Source organism: Streptomyces sp. NPDC127068 (assembly GCF_042724695.1).
In the GTDB taxonomy this organism is placed as follows: Bacteria; Actinomycetota; Actinomycetes; order Streptomycetales; family Streptomycetaceae; genus Streptomyces.
In genome coordinates this window covers 18,031-37,711 of the sequence record NZ_JBHXEN010000018.1, presented here as the reverse complement: position 1 = coordinate 37,711, position 19,681 = coordinate 18,031, and the positions used below count along the sequence as shown (strand labels likewise).

The 19,681-nt window shown below is 71.6% G+C and carries 15 protein-coding genes; 11 read left to right on the top strand and 4 right to left on the bottom strand.

The genetic code is table 11. From position 1 onward, the window contains the following. Positions 1-2: 2 nt before the first annotated feature. The 10 genes from nuoE to nuoN are packed head-to-tail and all read left to right on the top strand — an operon-like array spanning position 3 to position 12,984. Positions 3-794: an NADH-quinone oxidoreductase subunit NuoE gene (nuoE, locus tag ACFWIA_RS13735; RefSeq protein WP_387003643.1), complete on the top strand. Its 792-nt coding sequence runs from the start codon at positions 3-5 to the stop codon at positions 792-794. Continuing rightward, positions 791-2,152: an NADH-quinone oxidoreductase subunit NuoF gene (gene nuoF / locus ACFWIA_RS13730; protein WP_387003640.1), complete on the top strand. Its 1,362-nt coding sequence runs from the start codon at positions 791-793 to the stop codon at positions 2,150-2,152. Before nuoE ends, nuoF begins: the two co-directional genes overlap by 4 nt. Continuing rightward, positions 2,149-4,665 carry an NADH-quinone oxidoreductase subunit G gene (locus tag ACFWIA_RS13725; protein ID WP_387003637.1) on the top strand — a complete coding sequence of 839 codons (2,517 nt, stop codon included), beginning with the start codon at positions 2,149-2,151 and terminating at the stop codon, positions 4,663-4,665. The genes nuoF and ACFWIA_RS13725 overlap by 4 nt, the downstream gene beginning before the upstream one ends. Further along, positions 4,662-6,056, top strand: a complete 1,395-nt coding sequence (gene nuoH / locus ACFWIA_RS13720; RefSeq protein ID WP_387003635.1) for an NADH-quinone oxidoreductase subunit NuoH — start codon at positions 4,662-4,664, stop codon at positions 6,054-6,056. The genes ACFWIA_RS13725 and nuoH overlap by 4 nt, the downstream gene beginning before the upstream one ends. Then, entirely contained in the window at positions 6,049-6,744 is a 696-nt protein-coding gene (gene nuoI / locus ACFWIA_RS13715) for an NADH-quinone oxidoreductase subunit NuoI (RefSeq protein ID WP_387003632.1), read from the top strand. The genes nuoH and nuoI overlap by 8 nt, the downstream gene beginning before the upstream one ends. Beyond that, positions 6,741-7,553: an NADH-quinone oxidoreductase subunit J gene (locus ACFWIA_RS13710; protein ID WP_385494998.1), complete on the top strand. Its 813-nt coding sequence runs from the start codon at positions 6,741-6,743 to the stop codon at positions 7,551-7,553. Before nuoI ends, ACFWIA_RS13710 begins: the two co-directional genes overlap by 4 nt. Continuing rightward, complete coding sequence (gene nuoK, locus ACFWIA_RS13705; protein WP_385494999.1) at positions 7,550-7,849, top strand: NADH-quinone oxidoreductase subunit NuoK; 300 nt, start codon at positions 7,550-7,552, stop codon at positions 7,847-7,849. Before ACFWIA_RS13710 ends, nuoK begins: the two co-directional genes overlap by 4 nt. 14 nt (positions 7,850-7,863) lie before the next feature. Then, on the top strand, positions 7,864-9,762 hold the full coding sequence (gene nuoL / locus ACFWIA_RS13700) for an NADH-quinone oxidoreductase subunit L (protein ID WP_387003628.1): 1,899 nt from the start codon (positions 7,864-7,866) through the stop codon (positions 9,760-9,762). A 4-nt stretch (positions 9,763-9,766) separates the two neighbouring features. Continuing rightward, positions 9,767-11,338: an NADH-quinone oxidoreductase subunit M gene (locus ACFWIA_RS13695; protein ID WP_387003625.1), complete on the top strand. Its 1,572-nt coding sequence runs from the start codon at positions 9,767-9,769 to the stop codon at positions 11,336-11,338. Beyond that, the gene (gene nuoN, locus ACFWIA_RS13690; protein WP_387003622.1) at positions 11,335-12,984 is read left to right on the top strand and encodes an NADH-quinone oxidoreductase subunit NuoN; all 1,650 of its coding nucleotides are present in this window, start codon (positions 11,335-11,337) and stop codon (positions 12,982-12,984) included. Before ACFWIA_RS13695 ends, nuoN begins: the two co-directional genes overlap by 4 nt. Positions 12,985-13,075: 91 nt before the next feature. On the opposite strand, the gene ACFWIA_RS13685 is transcribed toward nuoN, so the two are convergent. From ACFWIA_RS13685 to ACFWIA_RS13675, 3 genes are all read right to left on the bottom strand, one after another. Further along, entirely contained in the window at positions 13,076-13,834 is a 759-nt protein-coding gene (locus ACFWIA_RS13685) for an SDR family NAD(P)-dependent oxidoreductase (RefSeq protein ID WP_387003619.1), read from the bottom strand. Further along, positions 13,831-15,210, bottom strand: coding sequence for an MFS transporter (locus ACFWIA_RS13680; RefSeq protein WP_387003616.1), 1,380 nt, complete (start codon positions 15,208-15,210; stop codon positions 13,831-13,833). The genes ACFWIA_RS13685 and ACFWIA_RS13680 overlap by 4 nt, the downstream gene beginning before the upstream one ends. 144 nt (positions 15,211-15,354) lie before the next feature. Beyond that, positions 15,355-15,939, bottom strand: coding sequence for a TetR/AcrR family transcriptional regulator (locus tag ACFWIA_RS13675; RefSeq protein WP_387003613.1), 585 nt, complete (start codon positions 15,937-15,939; stop codon positions 15,355-15,357). A 190-nt stretch (positions 15,940-16,129) separates the two neighbouring features. Here ACFWIA_RS13675 and recQ point away from each other — a divergent pair, with 190 nt between their 5' ends. Further along, the gene (recQ, locus tag ACFWIA_RS13670; protein ID WP_387003855.1) at positions 16,130-18,226 is read left to right on the top strand and encodes a DNA helicase RecQ; all 2,097 of its coding nucleotides are present in this window, start codon (positions 16,130-16,132) and stop codon (positions 18,224-18,226) included. Between the two features lie 85 nt (positions 18,227-18,311). On the opposite strand, the gene fahA is transcribed toward recQ, so the two are convergent. After that, positions 18,312-19,631 carry a fumarylacetoacetase gene (gene fahA / locus ACFWIA_RS13665; RefSeq protein ID WP_387003610.1) on the bottom strand — a complete coding sequence of 440 codons (1,320 nt, stop codon included), beginning with the start codon at positions 19,629-19,631 and terminating at the stop codon, positions 18,312-18,314. Between the last annotated feature and the right edge of the window lie 50 nt (positions 19,632-19,681).

The following is a 19,681-nucleotide window of genomic DNA, read 5'->3' as shown; positions in this document are numbered from 1 at the left end:
GCATGCCCCAGCTGCCCGCCGCCGACTACCCGGCCGACGTCCGCGCCCGACTCGAAACGGACGCGGCGGAACTGATCGCCCGCTACCCCGACTCCCGCTCCGCGCTCCTGCCGCTGCTGCACCTCGTGCAGGCCGAGGAGGGGTACGTCACCCGGACCGGGATGCGGTTCTGTGCCGACGTGCTCGACCTGACCACCGCCGAGGTCACCGCCGTCGCCACCTTCTACTCGATGTACCGGCGCAAGCAGGGCGGCGACTACCAGGTCGGCGTCTGCACCAACACGCTGTGCGCCGTCATGGGCGGCGACGCCATCTTCGAGAGCCTGAAGGAACACCTCGGCGTCGACAACGGCGAGACCACCGAGGACGGCACGATCACCCTCGAACACATCGAGTGCAACGCGGCCTGCGACTTCGCCCCCGTGGTGATGGTCAACTGGGAGTTCTTCGACAACCAGACCCCCCAGTCCGCCCGGCGCCTCGTCGACGACCTGCGCACCGGCGCCACCGTCGAACCCACCCGCGGCGCCCCGCTGTGCAGCTTCAAGGAGACCTCCCGCATCCTCGCCGGCTTCCCCGACGAGCGCGCCGGAGCCGTGGACGCGACCGGCGGCGCCGGCCCCGCGTCCCTGATCGGACTGCGCCTGGCCCGCGGCGAGTCCGCCGCACGCGTCGTCCACCCGCGCGCCGGACAGCACGGCCCGCAGACCCCGCAGAACCCTCAAGACATGCCGGCACCCGACCCGTCACACCCGGCGGGCCCGGCCAGCGGGGACACCGAGGAGGGAGCGTGATGACCTTGGCGCCGGAGATCAGCCACAGCAACCCGGAGAAACTGCTCTCACCGGTTCTGTCGGCCTTCTGGGACGAGGAGAAGTCCTGGTCACTGGACGTCTACCGACGACACGAGGGCTACGAAGGGCTCCGCAAGGCCCTCGCCATGTCGCCCGACGACGTCATCGCCTACGTCAAGGAATCCGGCCTGCGCGGCCGGGGCGGCGCAGGCTTCCCCACCGGGATGAAGTGGCAGTTCATCCCCCAGGGAGACGGCAAACCCCACTATCTAGTTGTCAACGCGGACGAATCGGAGCCCGGGACCTGCAAGGACATCCCGCTGCTCTTCGCCAACCCGCACTCCCTCATCGAGGGCATCGCCATCGCCTGCTACGCCATCCGCTCGCAGCACGCCTTCATCTATCTGCGCGGTGAGGTCGTCCCCGTGCTGCGCAGACTGCACGAGGCCGTGCGCGAGGCGTACGACGCGGGCTTCCTCGGCAAGGACGTCCTCGGCAGCGGCCTCGACCTCGACGTCGTCGTCCACGCCGGCGCCGGCGCGTACATCTGCGGCGAGGAGACCGCCCTCCTGGACTCGCTGGAGGGTCGCCGCGGCCAACCGCGACTGCGCCCCCCCTTCCCTGCCGTCGCGGGCCTGTACGCGTGCCCCACTGTGGTGAACAACGTCGAGTCCATCGCTTCGGTTCCCGCGATCCTCAACCGGGGCAAGGACTGGTTCCGTTCGCTCGGCAGCGAGAAGTCCCCGGGCTTCACCCTGTACTCGCTCAGCGGCCACGTCGCCGGCCCCGGCCAGTACGAGGCACCCCTGGGGATCACCCTGCGCCAACTGCTCGACATGAGCGGCGGGATGCGCCCCGGACACCGCCTCAAGTTCTGGACGCCCGGCGGCTCCTCCACCCCGATCCTCACCGAGGAACACCTCGACGTCCCGCTCGACTACGAGGGCGTCGCCGCCGCCGGCTCCATGCTCGGCACCAAGGCCCTCCAGTGCTTCGACGAGACGACCTGCGTGGTGCGCGCGGTGACCCGCTGGACCGAGTTCTACGCCCACGAGTCCTGCGGCAAGTGCACCCCCTGCCGCGAAGGCACCTACTGGCTCGTCCAGTTGCTGCGTGACATCGAGGCCGGCCGCGGACTGATGCGCGACCTCGACAAGCTGAACGACATCGCCGACAACATCAACGGCAAGTCCTTCTGCGCCCTCGGCGACGGAGCCGCGTCGCCGATCTTCTCCTCGCTCCAGCACTTCCGCGCCGAGTACGAGGAGCACATCACCGGCCGGGGCTGCCCCTTCGACCCCGCCCGGTCCACCGCCTGGGCCGACAACCCCGCCGACACCACGGAGGTGAACGCATGACGGTCACCACGAGCACCCCCTCCGGGGGCGGCGACGCGGTGCTCCCGCCCGTGGACCTCGTCACCCTGACCGTCGACGGCGTCGAGATCAGCGTGCCCAAGGGCACCCTGGTGATCCGCGCCGCCGAACTCCTCGGGATCGAGATCCCCCGCTTCTGCGACCACCCCCTGCTCGACCCCGCGGGCGCCTGCCGCCAGTGCATCGTCGAGGTGGAGGGCCAGCGCAAGCCGATGGCGTCCTGCACCATCACCTGCACCGACGGGATGGTGGTCCGCACCCAGGTCACCTCCCCGGTCGCCGAGAAGGCACAGCGCGGGGTGATGGAGCTGCTGCTCATCAACCACCCGCTGGACTGTCCCGTCTGCGACAAGGGCGGCGAGTGCCCGCTCCAGAACCAGGCCATGTCGGTCGGTTCCCCGGACACCCGCTTCGAGGGCCGCAAGCGCACCTACGAGAAGCCCGTCCCCATCTCCACCCAGGTGCTCCTCGACCGCGAGCGCTGCGTGCTGTGCGCCCGCTGCACCCGCTTCAGCAACCAGATCGCCGGCGACCCGATGATCGAACTCGTCGAGCGGGGCGCCCTGCAACAGGTCGGCACCGGCGAGGGCGACCCCTTCGAGTCGTACTTCTCCGGCAACACCATCCAGATCTGCCCGGTCGGCGCGCTCACCTCGGCCGCCTACCGGTTCCGCTCCCGCCCCTTCGACCTGGTGTCCTCGCCCAGCGTGTGCGAGCACTGCTCCGGCGGCTGCGCCACCCGCACCGACCACCGGCGCGGCAAGGTCATGCGCCGCCTCGCGGCCGACGACCCCGAGGTCAACGAGGAGTGGATGTGCGACAAGGGCCGCTTCGGGTTCCGCTACGCCCAGCGGCCCGACCGGCTCACCCACCCGCTGGTCCGCAACGCCGACACCGGTGAACTGGAGACCGCGAGCTGGCCGGAGGCGCTGGACGCGGCGGCCCGCGGACTGGCCGCGGCCCGCGGCCGGGCCGGGGTGCTGGCCGGCGGACGGCTGACCGTGGAGGACGCCTACGCGTACGGCAAGTTCGCGCGGGTGGCCCTCGACACCAACGACGTCGACTTCCGGGCCCGGGTGCACAGCGCCGAGGAGGCCGACTTCCTGGCCGCCCGGGTCGCCGGCCGCGGCCGGGACCTCGACGGCAGCGGACTCACGTACCGCACGCTGGAGCAGGCGCCCGCCGTGCTCCTCGTCGGCTTCGAGTCCGAGGAGGAGGCCCCCGGGGTCTTCCTGCGGCTGCGCAAGGCGTGGCGCACCCACGGACAGCGGGTGTTCGCGCTCGCCACCCACGCCAGCCGGGGACTGGAGAAGGCGGGCGGCACCCTGCTGCCGGCCGCCCCCGGCACCGAGACCGAGTGGCTGGACGCCCTGGCCACCGGTATCGGTCTGGAGGCCGGTGGCACCGGGGCCGCCGAGGCGCTGCGCACCGAGGGGGCCGTGCTGGTCGTCGGCGAACGCCTCGCCGGGGTCAAGGGCGGTCTGACGGCCGCCGCACGGGCCGCCGCCGCGACCGGTGCCCGACTGGTGTGGATTCCGCGCCGGGCCGGCGAACGCGGTGCGGTCGAGGCGGGCGTCCTGCCGACCCTGCTGCCGGGCGGCCGGCCGGCCACCGACCCGCGGGCCCGCGAGGAGGTCGCCGCGGCCTGGGGCCTCGCCGAACTCCCGCACCGCCGGGGTCGGGACACCGCCGAGATGGTGGCGGCCACCGCGGACGGCATCCTCGGCGCCCTGCTGGTCGGCGGCGTCGAGGTCGAGGACCTCCCGGACCCGGCGCGCGCCCGCGCCGCGCTCGACGGGGCCGCGTTCGTGGTCAGCCTGGAACTGCGGCCCAGCGAGGTCACCGACCGCGCGGACGTGGTGTTCCCGGTCGCGGCGGTCGCCGAGAAGGCCGGCACCTTCCTCAACTGGGAGGGTCGCGCCCGGCCGTTCGAGGCCGCGCTCAAGCCCGACCAGATGTCCCGCCGGGTCGCCCCCACCGATGCGCGCGTCCTCCAGATGCTCGCCGACGCGATGGACGTGCACCTGGGCCTGCCGGACCTCGCCACCCTGCGCCGGGAGGTGGACCGGCTCGGCGGCTGGAGCGGTCCGCGGGCCGACGACCCGGTGACCGCCGGCGGTGCGCTGCCCCGCCCGGCCGCCGGTGAGGCCGTGCTCGCGGGCCACCGGATGCTGCTCGACCGGGGCCGGCTCCAGGACGGCGACGACGCGCTCGCCGGGACCCGGCACGCCGCCGTCGCCCGGCTCTCGGCGGCCACCGCGGCCGAGGCGGGCGTCGCGCACGGCGAGGTCCTCACCGTCACCGGGCCCGCGGGCAGCACCGCGCTGCCGTTGCAGGTGACCCCGATGCCCGACCGGGTCGTGTGGCTGCCGCTCAACTCGGCGGGCGCGGGCGTCGCCGCCGACACCGGGGCGCTGCCCGGCGCCCTGGTCCGGATCGGCCCGGCGGCCCCGCCGGCGTCGGCGTCACAGGAGGGTACGGAGGTGGAGTCATGACGCCCCCGGCGCTGACGTCGCTCGCCCTGGAAGACCTGTCCATGTTCGGCCGCGACCCGTGGTGGCTGGTGGTCATCAAGGCGGTGTTCTGCTTCGCCTTCCTGATGGTGACCGTGCTGGTGTCCATCGTCTGGGAGCGCAAGGTCGTCGCCTGGATGCAGCTGCGGATCGGCCCCAACCGGCACGGCCCGTGGGGCATGCTCCAGTCGCTCGCCGACGGCATCAAGCTGATGCTCAAGGAAGACCTCATCGTCAAGCGCGCGGACAAGGTGGTCTACGTCCTCGCGCCGATCGTCGCTGCGGTGCCCGCGTTCATGGCGATCGCGGTGATCCCGTTCGGCCCCGCCGACAACCAGGTGTCGATCTTCGGGCAGCGCACCACGATGCAGCTCACCGACCTGCCGATCGCGATGTTGTACGTGCTCGCGGTCGCCTCGGTCGGCATCTACGGCATCGTGCTGGCCGGCTGGAGCTCCGGATCGACGTACCCGCTCCTCGGCGGGCTGCGGTCCTGCGCGCAGATGATCTCGTACGAGATCGCCATGGGCGCCGCGTTCGCCTCGGTGTTCCTGTACTCCGGGTCGATGTCCACCTCGGCGATCGTGGACGCCCAGGCGGACCGCTGGTTCGTGGTGCTGCTCCCGGTGTCGTTCCTGATCTACGTGGTCACCATGGTCGGCGAGACCAACCGGGCGCCGTTCGACATGCCGGAGTCCGAGGGCGACCTGGTCGGCGGCTTCAACACCGAGTACTCGTCGATCAAGTTCGCGATGTTCATGCTCGCCGAGTACGTGAACATGGTGACGGTCTCCGCGGTGTCGGTGACGCTGTTCCTGGGCGGTTGGCGGGCCCCGTACCCGATCAGCACCTTCTGGGAGGGCGCCAACCAGGGCTGGTGGCCGATGCTCTGGTTCATCGTCAAGGTCCAGCTGCTGTTGTTCTTCTTCATCTGGCTGCGCGGCACCCTGCCCCGCGTCCGTTACGACCAGTTGATGAAGCTCGGCTGGAAGGTCCTGATCCCGGTCTCCGTGGTGTGGCTGATGCTCGTCGCCACCGTGCGGACCCTGCGCAACGAGAACTACGACTTCGCCGACATCGCGCTGTACGTCGGCGGCGGCATCCTCACCCTGTTGTTGCTGTCGATCGTGGTGGACATCTTCCGCGATCGCGGCCGGGCCCGGGTCGCCGCCGAACAGGCCGTGGAACCCCCCGCGTTCGACCCGTTGGCGGGCGGGTTCCCGGTGCCCCCGCTGCCCGGCCAGGAGCTGCCGGCCGTGCCGCGCAGGCGTTCGCGGCGGGAGCGGGAGCTCGTCACCAGCGGCGGGCCGGACCCGACGAGCGAGCAACCCGTGGGCGGGACCACCGACGGAAAGAAGGCGTCCGATGGCTGAGCGATCCCCCGAGCCGGACGACACCCGAGCGGCCAAGGAGGGGTTCCAGAACCCCGTGGCGGGTTTCGGCGTGACGTTCAAGGCCATGTTCAAGAAGCGGCTGACCGAGCAGTACCCGGAGCAGCCGAAGACCACGGCGCCCCGCTTCCACGGCCGTCACCAGCTGAACCGGCACCCGGACGGCCTGGAGAAGTGCGTGGGCTGCGAGCTGTGCGCCTGGGCGTGCCCGGCCGACGCCATCTACGTGGAGGGCGCCGACAACACCGAGGAGGAGCGCTACTCGCCCGGTGAGCGCTACGGCCGCGTCTACCAGATCAACTACGCCCGCTGCATCCTGTGCGGGCTCTGCATCGAGGCGTGCCCCACCCGAGCGCTGACGATGACCAACGAGTTCGAGTTGGCGGACAGCAGCCGCGAGAACCTGATCTACACCAAGGAACAGCTCCTCGCCGGCCTGGACGAGGACATGGTCGACAGCCCGCACGCGATCTTCCCGGGCGCCGACGAGCAGGACTACTACAAGGGCCTGATCACCCGTGCAGCTCCGGGGACGGTGCCCCAAGTGGCCCTCTCCCAGGGGGAGAAGCCCGAGGGCGACGAGTCCGCCCAGGCCGCGGGGGGCGGTGTGCCCGAGCCGTCGGCACAGCGCGCTTCGGCGGCCCGGCGGGCGGAAGGGAGCCAGGCGTGAACCAGCTCGCCGCCGCCACGTCGACGGGTGAGGCGATCCAGTTCTGGATCCTCGGAACGGTCGCCGTCATCGGCGCGCTGTGCACGATCCTGATGCGCAAGGCGGTGCACAGCGCGCTCTGCCTCGCCGGGACCATGATCATCCTGGCGGTGTTCTACCTCGCCAACGGCGCGTACTTCCTCGGGATCGTCCAGATCGTCGTCTACACCGGCGCGATCATGATGCTGTTCCTCTTCGTGGTCATGCTCGTCGGCGTGACCGCCGCGGACTCCCTCAAGGAGACCATCAAGGGCCAGCGCTGGCTGGCCGTGGCCTGCGGCCTCGGCTTCGGCGCCCTGCTGATCGGGGGGATCGGGAACGCCGCGATCACCGAGTCGCAGGGCCTCGCCCAGGCCAACGCCGGCGGCAACGTCGAGGGGCTTGCCGCCCTCATCTTCACCAAGTACGTCTTCGCCTTCGAGATCACCGGCGCGCTGCTGATCACGGCGACCGTCGGCGCCATGGTGCTCACCCACCGGGAGCGCACCGAGCGGGCGAAGACCCAGCGCGAGCTGGCCGAGCAGCGGGTGCGCGCGAACACGCACGTGCCGCCGCTGCCCGCGCCGGGCGTCTACGCCCGGCACAACGCCGTCGACATCGCCGGTCTGCTGCCGGACGGCACCCCGTCCGAGCTGACCGTCAACCAGACGCTGCGCGCGCGGGGCCAGATCCGTGACGTGTCCCGGGACGCGCTCGACGACCTGAAGGCCATCGAGCGGAGCTCCGAGGACCGGCTGGAGCGGACCCGGCCCGAGGAGGCGTCGAAGTGAACCCGATCAACTACCTGTACCTCGCCGCCCTGTTGTTCACCATCGGGGCCACCGGCGTACTGATCCGACGCAACGCGATCGTGGTGTTCATGTGCATCGAGCTGATGCTGAACGCCTGCAACCTCGCGCTCGTCGCCTTCTCCCGGATGCACGGCAACCTCGACGGGCAGATCATCGCGTTCTTCACGATGGTCGTCGCCGCCGCCGAGGTCGTGGTCGGGCTCGCGATCATCGTGTCGCTGTTCCGTTCCCGGCATTCGGCCTCGGTCGACGACGCTAGCCTGATGAAGCTGTAAGGGGACCCTGAATCGTGGAGAACCTGATCGCGCTGCTGGTCGCGGCGCCCCTGCTCGGAGCGGCGGTCCTGCTCTGCGGCGGCCGTCGGCTCGACCGCACCGGCCATCTGCTCGGCACGGCCCTCGCCGGTGCGTCGTTCCTCATCGGTGCGGTGCTGTTCGCGGACCTCCTCGGCCGGAGCGCCGACGACCGCACGCTGCACCAGCACCTGTTCAGCTGGATTCCCGTCGAGGGCTTCCAGGCGGACATCGCCTTCCAGCTCGACCCGCTGTCGATGACCTTCGTCCTGCTGATCACCGGTGTGGGCACCCTGATCCACGTCTACTCGATCGGCTACATGGAGCACGACGAGCGGCGCCGCCGCTTCTTCGGCTACCTCAACCTGTTCCTCGCGGCGATGCTCCTCCTGGTGCTCGCCGACAACTACCTGCTGCTGTACTTCGGTTGGGAGGGCGTGGGCCTCGCCTCGTACCTGCTGATCGGCTTCTGGCAGCACAAGCCCAGCGCGGCGACCGCCGCCAAGAAGGCGTTCCTGGTCAACCGGGTCGGTGACATCGGCCTGTCCATCGCGATCATGTTGATGTTCACCACCTTCGGGACCTTCGCCTTCGGGCCGGTCCTGGCGTCCACCGGGGAGGTCTCCGAGGGCACGCTCACCGCGATCGGCCTGATGCTGCTGCTGGCGGCCTGCGGCAAGTCCGCGCAGGTGCCCCTCCAGTCCTGGCTGGGGGACGCGATGGAGGGCCCGACCCCGGTCTCGGCGCTGATCCACGCGGCGACCATGGTGACCGCGGGCGTCTATCTGATCGTGCGCTCCGGCGCCCTCTTCAACGCGGCTCCGGACGCGCAGCTGGTCGTCGCCATCGTCGGCACGGTGACGCTGCTGTTCGGTGCGATCGTCGGTTGCGCCAAGGACGACATCAAGAAGGCGCTCGCCGGCTCGACCATGTCGCAGATCGGCTACATGGTGCTCGCCGCGGGGCTCGGCCCGCTGGGCTACGCCTTCGCGATCATGCACCTGGTGACGCACGGCTTCTTCAAGGCCGGGCTGTTCCTGGGGGCCGGGTCCGTGATGCACGGCATGAACGACGAGGTCGACATGCGCAAGTACGGCGGCCTGCGGAAGTACATGCCGGTCACCTTCGTCACCTTCGGCCTCGGCTACCTCGCCATCATCGGCTTCCCCGGTCTGTCCGGCTTCTTCTCCAAGGACAAGATCATCGAGGCGGCGTTCGCCAAGGGCGGCGTCGAGGGCTGGATCTTCGGCGGCGCGGCCCTGCTGGGCGCGGTCATCACCGCGTTCTACATGACCCGCGTGATGATCATGACGTTCTTCGGTGAGAAGCGCTGGCAGCCCGATGCGGACGGCAACCCGCCGCACCCGCACGAGTCGCCCCGCTCGATGACCATCCCCATGGTCATCCTGGCCTTCGGTTCGGTGTTCGCGGGCGGCCTGTTCAGCATCGGCGACCGCTTCCAGCACTGGCTGGAGCCCGTCATCGGGCACACCGAGCACGGCAACCCGCCGCTCAGCGCGCTGACGGTCACCCTGGCCACGGTCGTCGCACTGGTCCTCGGCGCCGGCGTCGCCTACGTCATGTACGGTCGCCGCCCCGTCCCGGTGGTCGCCCCGCGCGGCTCCCTGCTCACCCGCGCCGCCCGCCGCGACCTCCTCCAGGACGACTTCAACCACGTCGTCCTGGTCCGCGGCGGCGAGCACCTCACCCGGTCCCTGGTGTACGTCGACCACACCCTGGTCGACGGGGTCGTCAACGGCACCGCCGCCTCCGTCGGCGGACTGTCGGGGCGGCTGCGCAGACTCCAGAACGGTTACGCGCGCTCGTACGCGGTCTCGATGTTCGGCGGCGCGGCTGTCCTCATCGCCGCGACCCTGCTCATGAGGGCGGTCTGAAGCCATGTCCTTTCCCCTGCTCACCGCGACGGCCGTGCTCCCGGCACTCGGCGCGATCGCCACCGCCGCCGTCCCCGCCGCGCGCCGCACCGCCGCCAAGTGGCTGGCGCTGCTCGTCTCGCTGGCCACCCTGGCCCTCGCCGTCGCCGTACTGGTCCGCTTCGAGCCGGGCGGCGACCGCTACCAGCTCACCGAATCCCACTCCTGGATCAGCGACTTCGGGGTGCGCTACGAACTCGGGGTCGACGGCATCGCCGTGGTCCTCATCGGGCTCACCGCGCTGCTGATCCCGTTCATCATCCTCGCCGGCTGGCACGACGCCGACCCCTTGGAGACCCACAACTCCCGCTGGCGCCCGACCCAGGGCTTCTTCGCCCTGATCCTCGCCGTCGAGGCGATGGTGATCCTCTCCTTCGAGGCCACCGACGTCTTCCTCTTCTACATCTTCTTCGAAGCCATGCTCATCCCGATGTACTTCCTCATCGGCGGTTTCGGGGACCGGGCCCACGAGGGCGGCGACAAGGCCGCGGCCACCCAACGCTCCTACGCCGCGGTCAAGTTCCTGCTCTACAACCTCGCCGGCGGGCTCATCATGCTCGCCGCGGTGATCGGCCTCTACGTGGTCGCCGGGAGCTTCTCGCTCCAGGAGATCGCCGAGGCCCGGGCCAACGGTTCGCTGGAGATGGCGACCAGCACCGAACGCTGGCTGTTCCTGGGGTTCTTCTTCGCCTTCGCGGTGAAGGCGCCCCTGTGGCCGCTGCACACCTGGCTGCCCAACGCGATGGGCGAGTCCACCGCACCGGTCGCCGTGCTGATCACCGCGGTCGTCGACAAGGTCGGCACCTTCGCGATGCTCCGCTTCTGCCTGGGCCTGTTCCCCGAGGCGTCCCAGTGGGCCACCCCGGTGGTGATCGTCCTCGCCCTGATCAGCATCGTGTACGGGGCGTTGCTCGCGGTCGGCCAGCGCGACATCAAGCGGCTGATCGCGTACGCGTCGATCTCGCACTTCGGGTTCATCGTGCTCGGCATCTTCGCGATGACCTCCCAGGGCCAGAGCGGCGCCACGCTGTACATGGTCAACCACGGCATCTCGACGGCGGCCCTGATGCTCGTCGCCGGGTTCCTGATCACCCGGCGCGGCTCGCGGCTCATCGCCGACTACGGGGGGGTCCAGAAGGTCGCCCCGGTGCTCGCCGGGACCTTCCTGATCGGCGGTCTCGCCACCCTCTCGCTGCCCGGACTGGCCCCGTTCGTCAGTGAGTTCCTCGTCCTGGTCGGCACCTTCTCGCGCTATCCGGCCGCCGGGATCGTCGCGACCCTCGGCATCGTCCTGGCCGCGCTGTACGTGCTCGTCCTCTACCAGCGGACGATGACCGGCCCGGTCAAGCCGGAAGTCGCGTCCATGCCCGACCTACGGGTGCGGGAACTCGTGGTGGTGACCCCGCTGATCGCCCTGCTGCTCTTCCTGGGCGTCTTCCCGAAGCCGCTCACGGACATCGTCAACCCGGCGGTCGAGCACACCATGTCCGACGTCCAGAAGAAGGACCCCCAGCCCGAGGTGGAGGCGGCCAAGTGAACGCATCAGCCGTCCACAGCCTGTGGACAACAGCGGCCGATCCCCTCAACAAGATCGACGCACCCAAGATCGAGTACGGGCAGCTCTCGCCCGTCCTGATCGTGATCGTCGCGGCGGTCCTCGGCATCCTCGTGGAAGCCGCGGTCCCGCGCAAAGCGCGCTACCACGCCCAACTCCTGCTGTCGGTAGGTGCGCTGGCCGCCGCCTTCGCCGCGGTGGTGGCCCTCGCCGCGAGCGGGTACGCCACCACCAAGGCGGGCATCGCCGCCATGGGCGCCATCGCGGTCGACGGCCCCGCCCTGTTCCTCCAGGGCGTCATCCTGCTGACCGGGATCGTCGCGGTCTTCACCTTCGCCGAACGGCGCCTCGACCCGGCCACCCACGGCAACCGCGTCGACTCCTTCGCCGCCCAGGGGGCCGCCATCCCCGGCAGCGACAGCGAGAAGGCCGCGGTCCGCGCCGGGTTCACCACCACCGAGGTGTTCCCGCTCGCCCTGTTCGCGATCGGCGGGATGCTCGTCTTCCCCGCCGCGAACGACCTCCTGACGCTGTTCATCGCCCTGGAGGTCTTCTCGCTGCCGCTGTACCTGCTGTGCGCCCTGGCCCGCCGCAAGCGGCTCATCTCCCAGGAAGCGGCCGTCAAGTACTTCCTGCTCGGCGCCTTCGCCTCCGCCTTCACCCTCTTCGGCATCGCCCTGCTGTACGGGTACGCGGGCTCCGTCTCGTACGCCACGATCGCCCAGGTCGTCGACGGCACCGTCGCCGAGGTCACCCCCGCGCTCGCCGAGACCATGGGCAACGACGCCCTGCTGCTCGTCGGCGCGGCCATGCTGATCATGGGCCTGCTGTTCAAGGTCGGCGCGGTGCCGTTCCACATGTGGACCCCGGACGTCTACCAGGGCGCGCCGACCCCCGTCACCGGGTTCATGGCCGCGGCCACCAAGGTCGCCGCCTTCGGCGCACTGCTGCGCGTGCTGTACGTGGTGCTGCCCGGGCTGCGCTGGGACTGGCGACCGGTGATGTGGGGCATCGCCATCCTCACCATGCTGGGCGGTGCGATCGTCGCGATCACCCAGACGGACATCAAGCGACTGCTCGCCTACTCGTCCATCGCGCACGCGGGATTCATCCTCGCGGGTGTCATCGCGGCCTCCCCGGAGGGCGTCTCCTCGGTGCTCTTCTACCTGGGCGCGTACTCCTTCGTGACCGTCGGCGCCTTCGCCGTGGTCACCCTGGTGCGCGACGCCGGCGGCGAGGCCACGCACCTGTCCAAATGGGCCGGGCTGGGCCGGCGCTCGCCCCTGGTCGCGGCGGTGTTCGCGGTGTTCCTGCTGGCCTTCGCCGGCATTCCGCTGACCTCCGGCTTCTCGGGCAAGTTCGCCGTGTTCAAGGCGGCGGCCGAAGGGGGCGCCGGGGCGCTGGTCGTGGTCGGCGTGCTGTCCTCCGCGATCGCCGCGTTCTTCTACATCCGGGTGATCGTGCTGATGTTCTTCAGCGAGCCGAACCCCGAGGGGCCGACCGTGGCGGTGCCCTCCGTGCTGACCTCCACGGCGATCGCCGTGGGCGTCGCGGTCACCCTGGTGCTGGGCGTCGCCCCCCAGTACTTCCTCGACCTCGCAGGTCAGGCGGGGGTGTTCGTGCGCTGATCCGCCCGGCCCGCACCGGCCGGACACCTCGACGGCCCGCCCCCCGGCGGGCCGTCGCTGTGTTCCCGGCCTGCTCCGGAGCCGGGAGCGGTCAGGCCGAGGAGCCGCTGTCGATGACCAGGTCGGCGCCGACCACCGAACCCGCCGCGGGCGAGGCGAGGTACAGCACCGCCTCCGCCACCTCCGCCGCCTCCGCGACCCGGCCCAGCGGGTTCTCCGTCTTCATCCGCTCGGTACGGTCCGCCGCCGTCTCGCCGGGCCGCAGCGACATCGGGGCGTCCACGGCGCCGGGGCTCACCGCGACGATGCGGACGCCCTGGTGGATGTGGTCCAGCGCGGCGGCCCGGGTCAGCGCGGAGACCGCCGCCTTCGAGGTGAGGTACGCGGCGGCGTTCGGGATGCGCTGGTGGGCGCCCAGGTTGGAGGAGACGTTGACGATGGTGCCGCCGCCGTTCTCCCGCATGTGCGCGATCTCGTGCTTCATGGCCAGCCAGACGCCGGTGACGTTGGTCCGCAGCACCGCGTCCCAGTCCTCCTCGCTCACCTCCGCGACGGGCACGGTGCCGCGGAGTATCCCCGCGTTGTTGACCGCGACGTCCAGGGAGCCGAAGCGGGCGACGCTCTCCCGCACGAGGTTCCGCAGCCGGTCGGAGTCGGTGACGTCGACGGTGACGGCGGCGGCCGTGCCGCCGGCCGCCTCGATCAGGGCGACCGTCTCGTCCAGCGGCGCCGCGGTGCGTCCCGCGACGACCACGGAGGCGCCCTCCGCGGCGAAGGCGAGCGCGACGGCGCGGCCGATGCCGGACCCCGCGCCGGTGACGAGGACGGTCTTGCCGGGGAAACGGTTCATTGCGGTGACTCCTTGGAGGTGGTGGACGGCCGGGTGCGGTGGTTCAGGAGGGCGACGACGGCGAGCGCGGCCCCCGTCGCGGCCAGGGACGAGGCGTCGTCGCCGAGCGCCAGCAGGAGCGCGAACAGGACGGTCGGGCCGAACTCCATCGCGGTGTTCAGCACGCCGCCCGCGAGGCCGCTCTGCTGCTCCGACACGCCTTCGGTGGCGAGCACCGCGGCCCCCGCGAAGGAGGCCGCCGCGCCGGCCGACAGCAGGACGAGGCCCGGCAGCAGTCCGTACCCGTAGGGGACGTGGGCGTCGGTCCCGGTGAGGGCGAGGAGGGCGAGGCCGGCCGCGCCGGTGCCCAACCCGGCGGCGGTGACGGTCCGGGCCCCGTACCGGTCGACGAGCGGTCCGGCCGCGCGGCCCGCGGCGAGCAGGGCGACGGCGAACGGCACGAACGCGGCCGAGGTGCGCAGCGGTGACCAGTCGCGCTCCTGCTGGAGGTGGAGCGAGAGGACCAGGAAGGTCAGTGAGGTTCCGCAGGCGCTCAGGGCGATGGCCGCGAGCGCGGCGCCCCGGCGTCGGTCGAGCAGGAAGCGGGGCGGCAGCAGCGGGTCGCGGGCGCGGCGCTCGACGTACCGGAAGGCGACCAGGAGCGCGGTCCCGCCGAGCAGCGGCACGAGCACGCTGCCGGACGACCAGGGGAGGGTGTGGGTGACGACGAGCCCGTAACTGGTGAAGGTGATGCCCGCGGTGGCGAGCAGTGCGCCCGGCAGGTCGAGCGCCCGGCCCCGGCTCGGGGTGGTGTCGAGCGGTAACCGGGGGGCGAGGACGAGGGCCGCCACCGCCACCACGAGCGGTACGGCGAAGGTCCCGCGCCAGGACAGCACGGTGGCCACGACGCCGGAGAGCAGGTTGCCGGCGGTCGCGCCGAGCACCGAGAGCCCGCCCCAGACGGCCATCGCCCTGCCGTACGCGGGGGCGGAGGGGAAGAGGGTGCGCAGCACGGCCATGGCGGCGGGGGCGATCAGGGCCGCTCCCGCGCCCTGCACGAAGCGCGCGGCGAGCAGGGTTCCCAGGGTGGGGGCGAGCAGGGCGGCGGCCGAGGCGGCACCGAAGAGGGCCAGGCCCGCGGTGAGGGCCGGCCGGCCGCCGTAGCGGTCGGCGAGGCGTCCGCCGCAGAGCAGGAGCCCGGCGAAGGTCAGTCCGTAGGCGGCGTTCAGCAGGATCAAGTCGGCGTGTTGCAGGTCGAGTTCACGCTCGATGAGGGGTAACGGTACGGAGATCGCGGTGAACGTGAAGATCAGGGTGGCCTGGACGCTGCCGAGTAGGACGAAGGCGTATCGCTGCTGCTGCTGGGTGGCGTGGCGGGTGGCGCCCGTGACGGTCATGTCCTCCCCCTAATCTTGACCGATCAGTCCATTATTCGGGCAGGGTGCAGGGTCTCCGTGACTGAGGTGGGTGCGGGGTGCCCGAGGTGGGGTGCGGGGTGGTGGGGCGGGTGCGGTGTGGCTCGCGGGTCCCGTCCGGCGGGTTCAGTCCAGCAGGGTCAGTGCCTGCTCGGCCGCGTCCCGCACCCGGGCCGGGTCCTGTGACGCCTTGCCGACGATCCGCACGCCCTGGAGCATCACGAAGAGCAGGCGGGCCAGTGCGTGCGGATCGCGGTCCGCGGGCAGCTCGCCCTGGGCCTGGGCCCGTACCAGTGCGGAGTACAGCGGGGTCTCGACGCGCTCCCAGCTGATCTCGACCCGGTGGGCCGCCGCGGTGTCGTGCGGCGCCAGCTCGGCGGCGGTGTTGGTGATGAAACAGCCGTTCAGCCGGGTCTCGGGGGAGGCGGCCTCCGCGGCGAAGCGCCGCACCACCGCCCGTACCGCCGGTAGGACGGGCCCCGGCTGGGACAGCTCGGCGAGGAGCGGCGGATCGCACAGCTCGACGTACCGGTCCATCGCCTTCAGGTACAGCTCGTGCTTGCTGCCGAAGGTCGCGTAGATGCTGGCGCGGCCGATGCCCAGGTGCTCGACGAGGTCGGTCATCGAGGTCGCCTCGTAGCCGCGCCGCCAGAACAGCTCAAGGGCCGACTGGAGGGCGGCGTCCGGATCGAATTCCTTGGTCCTGGCCACGAGCAAGACCCTAGGCGTATCGGGAACGATCGGTCAATTATTGCTGGCCGGGTGCTCGCCCGGTGAACCGGCGGTCGGGGATCGCGCACTTCGGCCGGGTTGTGGATAACTCGTCACGCTGTCGGCGGGTGCGCCTATCGTGGGGTGCGTGGTCGAGGTGGACGCGGTGGACGAGGTGGACGGGGATCAGGTGACCGGGGTGACGGAGACGGTGGGGGCACAGACGACGGCCGTGGCGGAGCGTGAGCGCAGTGCTGCGCTGGACACGCTGCGGCGGGTGTTCGGGTACGAGGCGTTCCGCGGGGACCAGGAAGAGGTCATCGAGCACGTGGTCGCCGGCGGCGACGCCGTGGTCCTCATGCCCACCGGCGGCGGCAAGTCCCTCTGCTACCAGATCCCGGCCCTGGTCAGACGGGGTACGGGCGTGGTGGTGTCGCCCCTGATCGCGCTGATGCAGGACCAGGTGGACGCGCTGCGCGCCCTCGGTGTCAGCGCCGGCTTCATCAACTCCACGCAGGACTTCGACGAGCGGCGGACGGTCGAGGCCCAGTTCGTCGCGGGCGAGCTGGACCTGCTGTACCTCGCCCCCGAGCGGCTGCGGCTGGAGTCCAGCCTCGATCTGCTGTCCCGCGGCGAGGTCTCGGTCTTCGCGATCGACGAGGCGCACTGCGTCGCCCAGTGGGGCCACGACTTCCGGCCCGACTACCTGGCGCTCTCCGTGCTCGGCGAGCGCTGGCCCGACGTCCCCCGGGTCGCCCTCACGGCCACGGCGACCGCCGCCACCCACCAGGAGATCACCGCACGGCTCGGCATGCCCCGGGCCAGGCACTTCGAGGCGAGTTTCGACCGCCCCAACATCCAGTACCGGATCGTGCCGAAGGCCGAGCAGCGCAAGCAGCTGCTGTCCTTCCTCCAGCGGGAGCACGCGGGCGACGCGGGCATCGTGTACTGCCTGTCGCGCGCGTCGGTGGAGAAGACGGCGGAGTTCCTGGTGCGCAACGGCATCGCCGCCGTCCCGTACCACGCGGGTCTCGACGCCCGCACCCGCGCCGAGCACCAGTCCCGCTTCCTGCGCGAGGACGGTCTGGTCGTCGTGGCGACGATCGCCTTCGGCATGGGCATCGACAAGCCCGACGTCCGGTTCGTCGCCCACCTCGACCTGCCGAAGTCCGTCGAGGGCTACTACCAGGAGACGGGACGCGCGGGCCGGGACGGGCTGCCGTCCACGGCCTGGATGGCGTACGGGCTCAACGACGTGGTCCAGCAGCGCCGGATGATCCAGTCGGGCGACGGCGACGAGGCGTTCCGGCGCCGGGCCGGGGCCCATCTGGACGCGATGCTGGCCCTGTGCGAGACCGTGGAGTGCCGCCGTGCGCGACTGCTGCGGTACTTCGGCCAGGAACCCGAGCGGGAGAGCTGCGGCAACTGCGACACCTGCCAGACCCCGGCCGAGACCTGGGACGGCACGGTGGCCGCCCAGAAGGTGCTGTCGACCATCGTCCGGCTGGACCGCGAGCGGCGACAGAAGTTCGGAGCCGTCCACCTGGTCGACATCCTGCGGGGGCGCCGGACGGCCAAGGTCATCCAGTTCGACCACGACCAGCTCTCGGTGTTCGGCATCGGCGAGGACCTGAGCGAGGCCGAGTGGCGCGGGGTCATGCGGCAGCTGCTGGCCATGGAACTCATCGGGGTCGAGGGCGAGTACAGCACCCTGGTGCTCACCGAGGGGAGCGGGCCGGTGCTGCGCGGCGAGCGCAAGGTGCCGCTGCGCAAGGAGCCCGAGCGGCCCACCTCCCGAGCGGCCCGGGCGCCGGCGGGCGAACGCAAGGCGAAGGCCCCCGTCGATCTGGCCCCCGAGCTGCTGCCGGTCTTCGAGGCGCTGCGCGCCTGGCGGGCCGAGCAGGCGCGGGAGCAGGGCGTGCCGGCGTACGTCATCTTCCACGACGCGACCCTGCGGGAGATCGCGGCGCTCGCCCCCACGACCGTCGCGGAACTCGGCGGCGTGGGCGGTGTGGGCGAGAAGAAGCTCGCGACCTACGGCGAGGGCGTGCTCGGTGTCCTGGCGGCGGCGGGCGCGGGCGGGTCCACCGGCTCGGGTGCCTCCGCGGGCGCGTCGGACGGCGGGCGTTCGTCGGCCCCTGCGGCTCCCGCCGAACCGGCTCCGGACGCCGGTGGTGCGCCGTCGGGCACCCGGGCCGCCACGCGGGAACCCGTCGCGTCCTCGGCGGCGGACGACGCGTTCGACTGGAGCGCCGAGCCGGAGGAGCCGGACGACCTCGGCTGGTGACCGCCCGGGCGGCTGACCGACCGCTCGGCCGCCCGGCGGGGCGCACTGCTCCCGTCCCCCGCGCGGCCGAGCCGGTGGGAGCCGTTCAGCCGCCCGCGACGACCCGTCCGTGCACCTCGCCGAGGCCGACCCGGACGCCGTCCGGACCCGGGGCCCAGGCGGTGAGGGTCACCTCGTCCTTGTCCCGCAGGAAGGTGCGCGGGCCGTCGGGGAGGTCCAGCGCGTCCCGTCCGTTCCAGGTGAGCTCCAGCAGGGAGCCGCGCTGGTCCGGCCGCGGGCCGCTGACGGTCCCGGAACCGTAGAGGTCGCCGGTGCGCAGCGAGGCGCCGTTCACCGTCATGTGGGCGAGCTGCTGCGCGGCCGTCCAGTACATCGTGGCGAAGGGCGGTTCGGCGACGGTCCGGCCGTTGATCGCGACGCTGATGCGCAGGTCGTAGCCGCCGGGCTCCTGGCCGCCCGGTTCGCCGGAGGCTTCGGGGGAGTCGTCCAGGTACGGCAGCAGTGCGTGGGTGCGCGGCGGCGGCGCGGTCCGGGCGTCGTCGAGGGCGTCGAGCGGGGTGATCCAGGCGGAGACCGAGGTGGCGAAGGACTTGCCGAGGAACGGGCCGAGCGGCACGTACTCCCACGCCTGGAGGTCCCGCGCCGACCAGTCGTTGAGCAGGCACAGCCCGAAGACGTGCTCGCGGAAGTCCCCGAGGGCGACCGGGGAACCCTGTGCGGAGGGGACGCCGACCACGAACCCGACCTCGGCCTCGATGTCGAGCTTCACCGAGGGCCCGAACACCGGTGCCGGATCGTCGGGACCCTTGCGCTGCCCCTGCGGCCGGACCACATCGGTCCCGGACACGACCACGGTGCCCGACCTGCCGTGGTAACCGATCGGGAGGTGCTTCCAGTTGGGCGTCAGGGAGTCCTCGGCGTCGGGGCGGAAGATCCGTCCGACGTTGCGCGCGTGGTTCTCGGACGCGTAGAAGTCGACGTAGTCCGCCACCTCGAACGGCAGGTGCAGCGTCACCTCGGACAACGGGTGCAGCAGCGGTCGTACGGTCTCCCGGTGCGCCGGCACGGTCACCCATGCGGTCAGCGCGCGCCGCACGTCGCTCCAGGCGGTGCGACCGGCCGCGAGCAGCGGGTTGAGGGTGGGCCGCGCGAGGAGCGACACGTAGGGCGAACCGAGCGCTGCGGCGACCGCCCCGGCGTCGAGGACGTGGTTCCCGAGGCGCACGCCGACCCGGCGTCCGTCCGGGGCGCCGGCAACTCCAGGAGCGGTGGGGGAGGCGTCCGACGCGGGCAGGGAGAAGACACCGTACGGAAGGTTGTGCGGACCGAAGGGGTCACCCGCGGCGAGGTCGAAGGGGTCGCCCTGGGGACGGTCGAGCGGGGTGTGCTCGTGGGGGTCGGGCATCGCTGCTGCCTCACTTTCCGTGTGGTTGGGGCACACGTTACGTCCCCGTG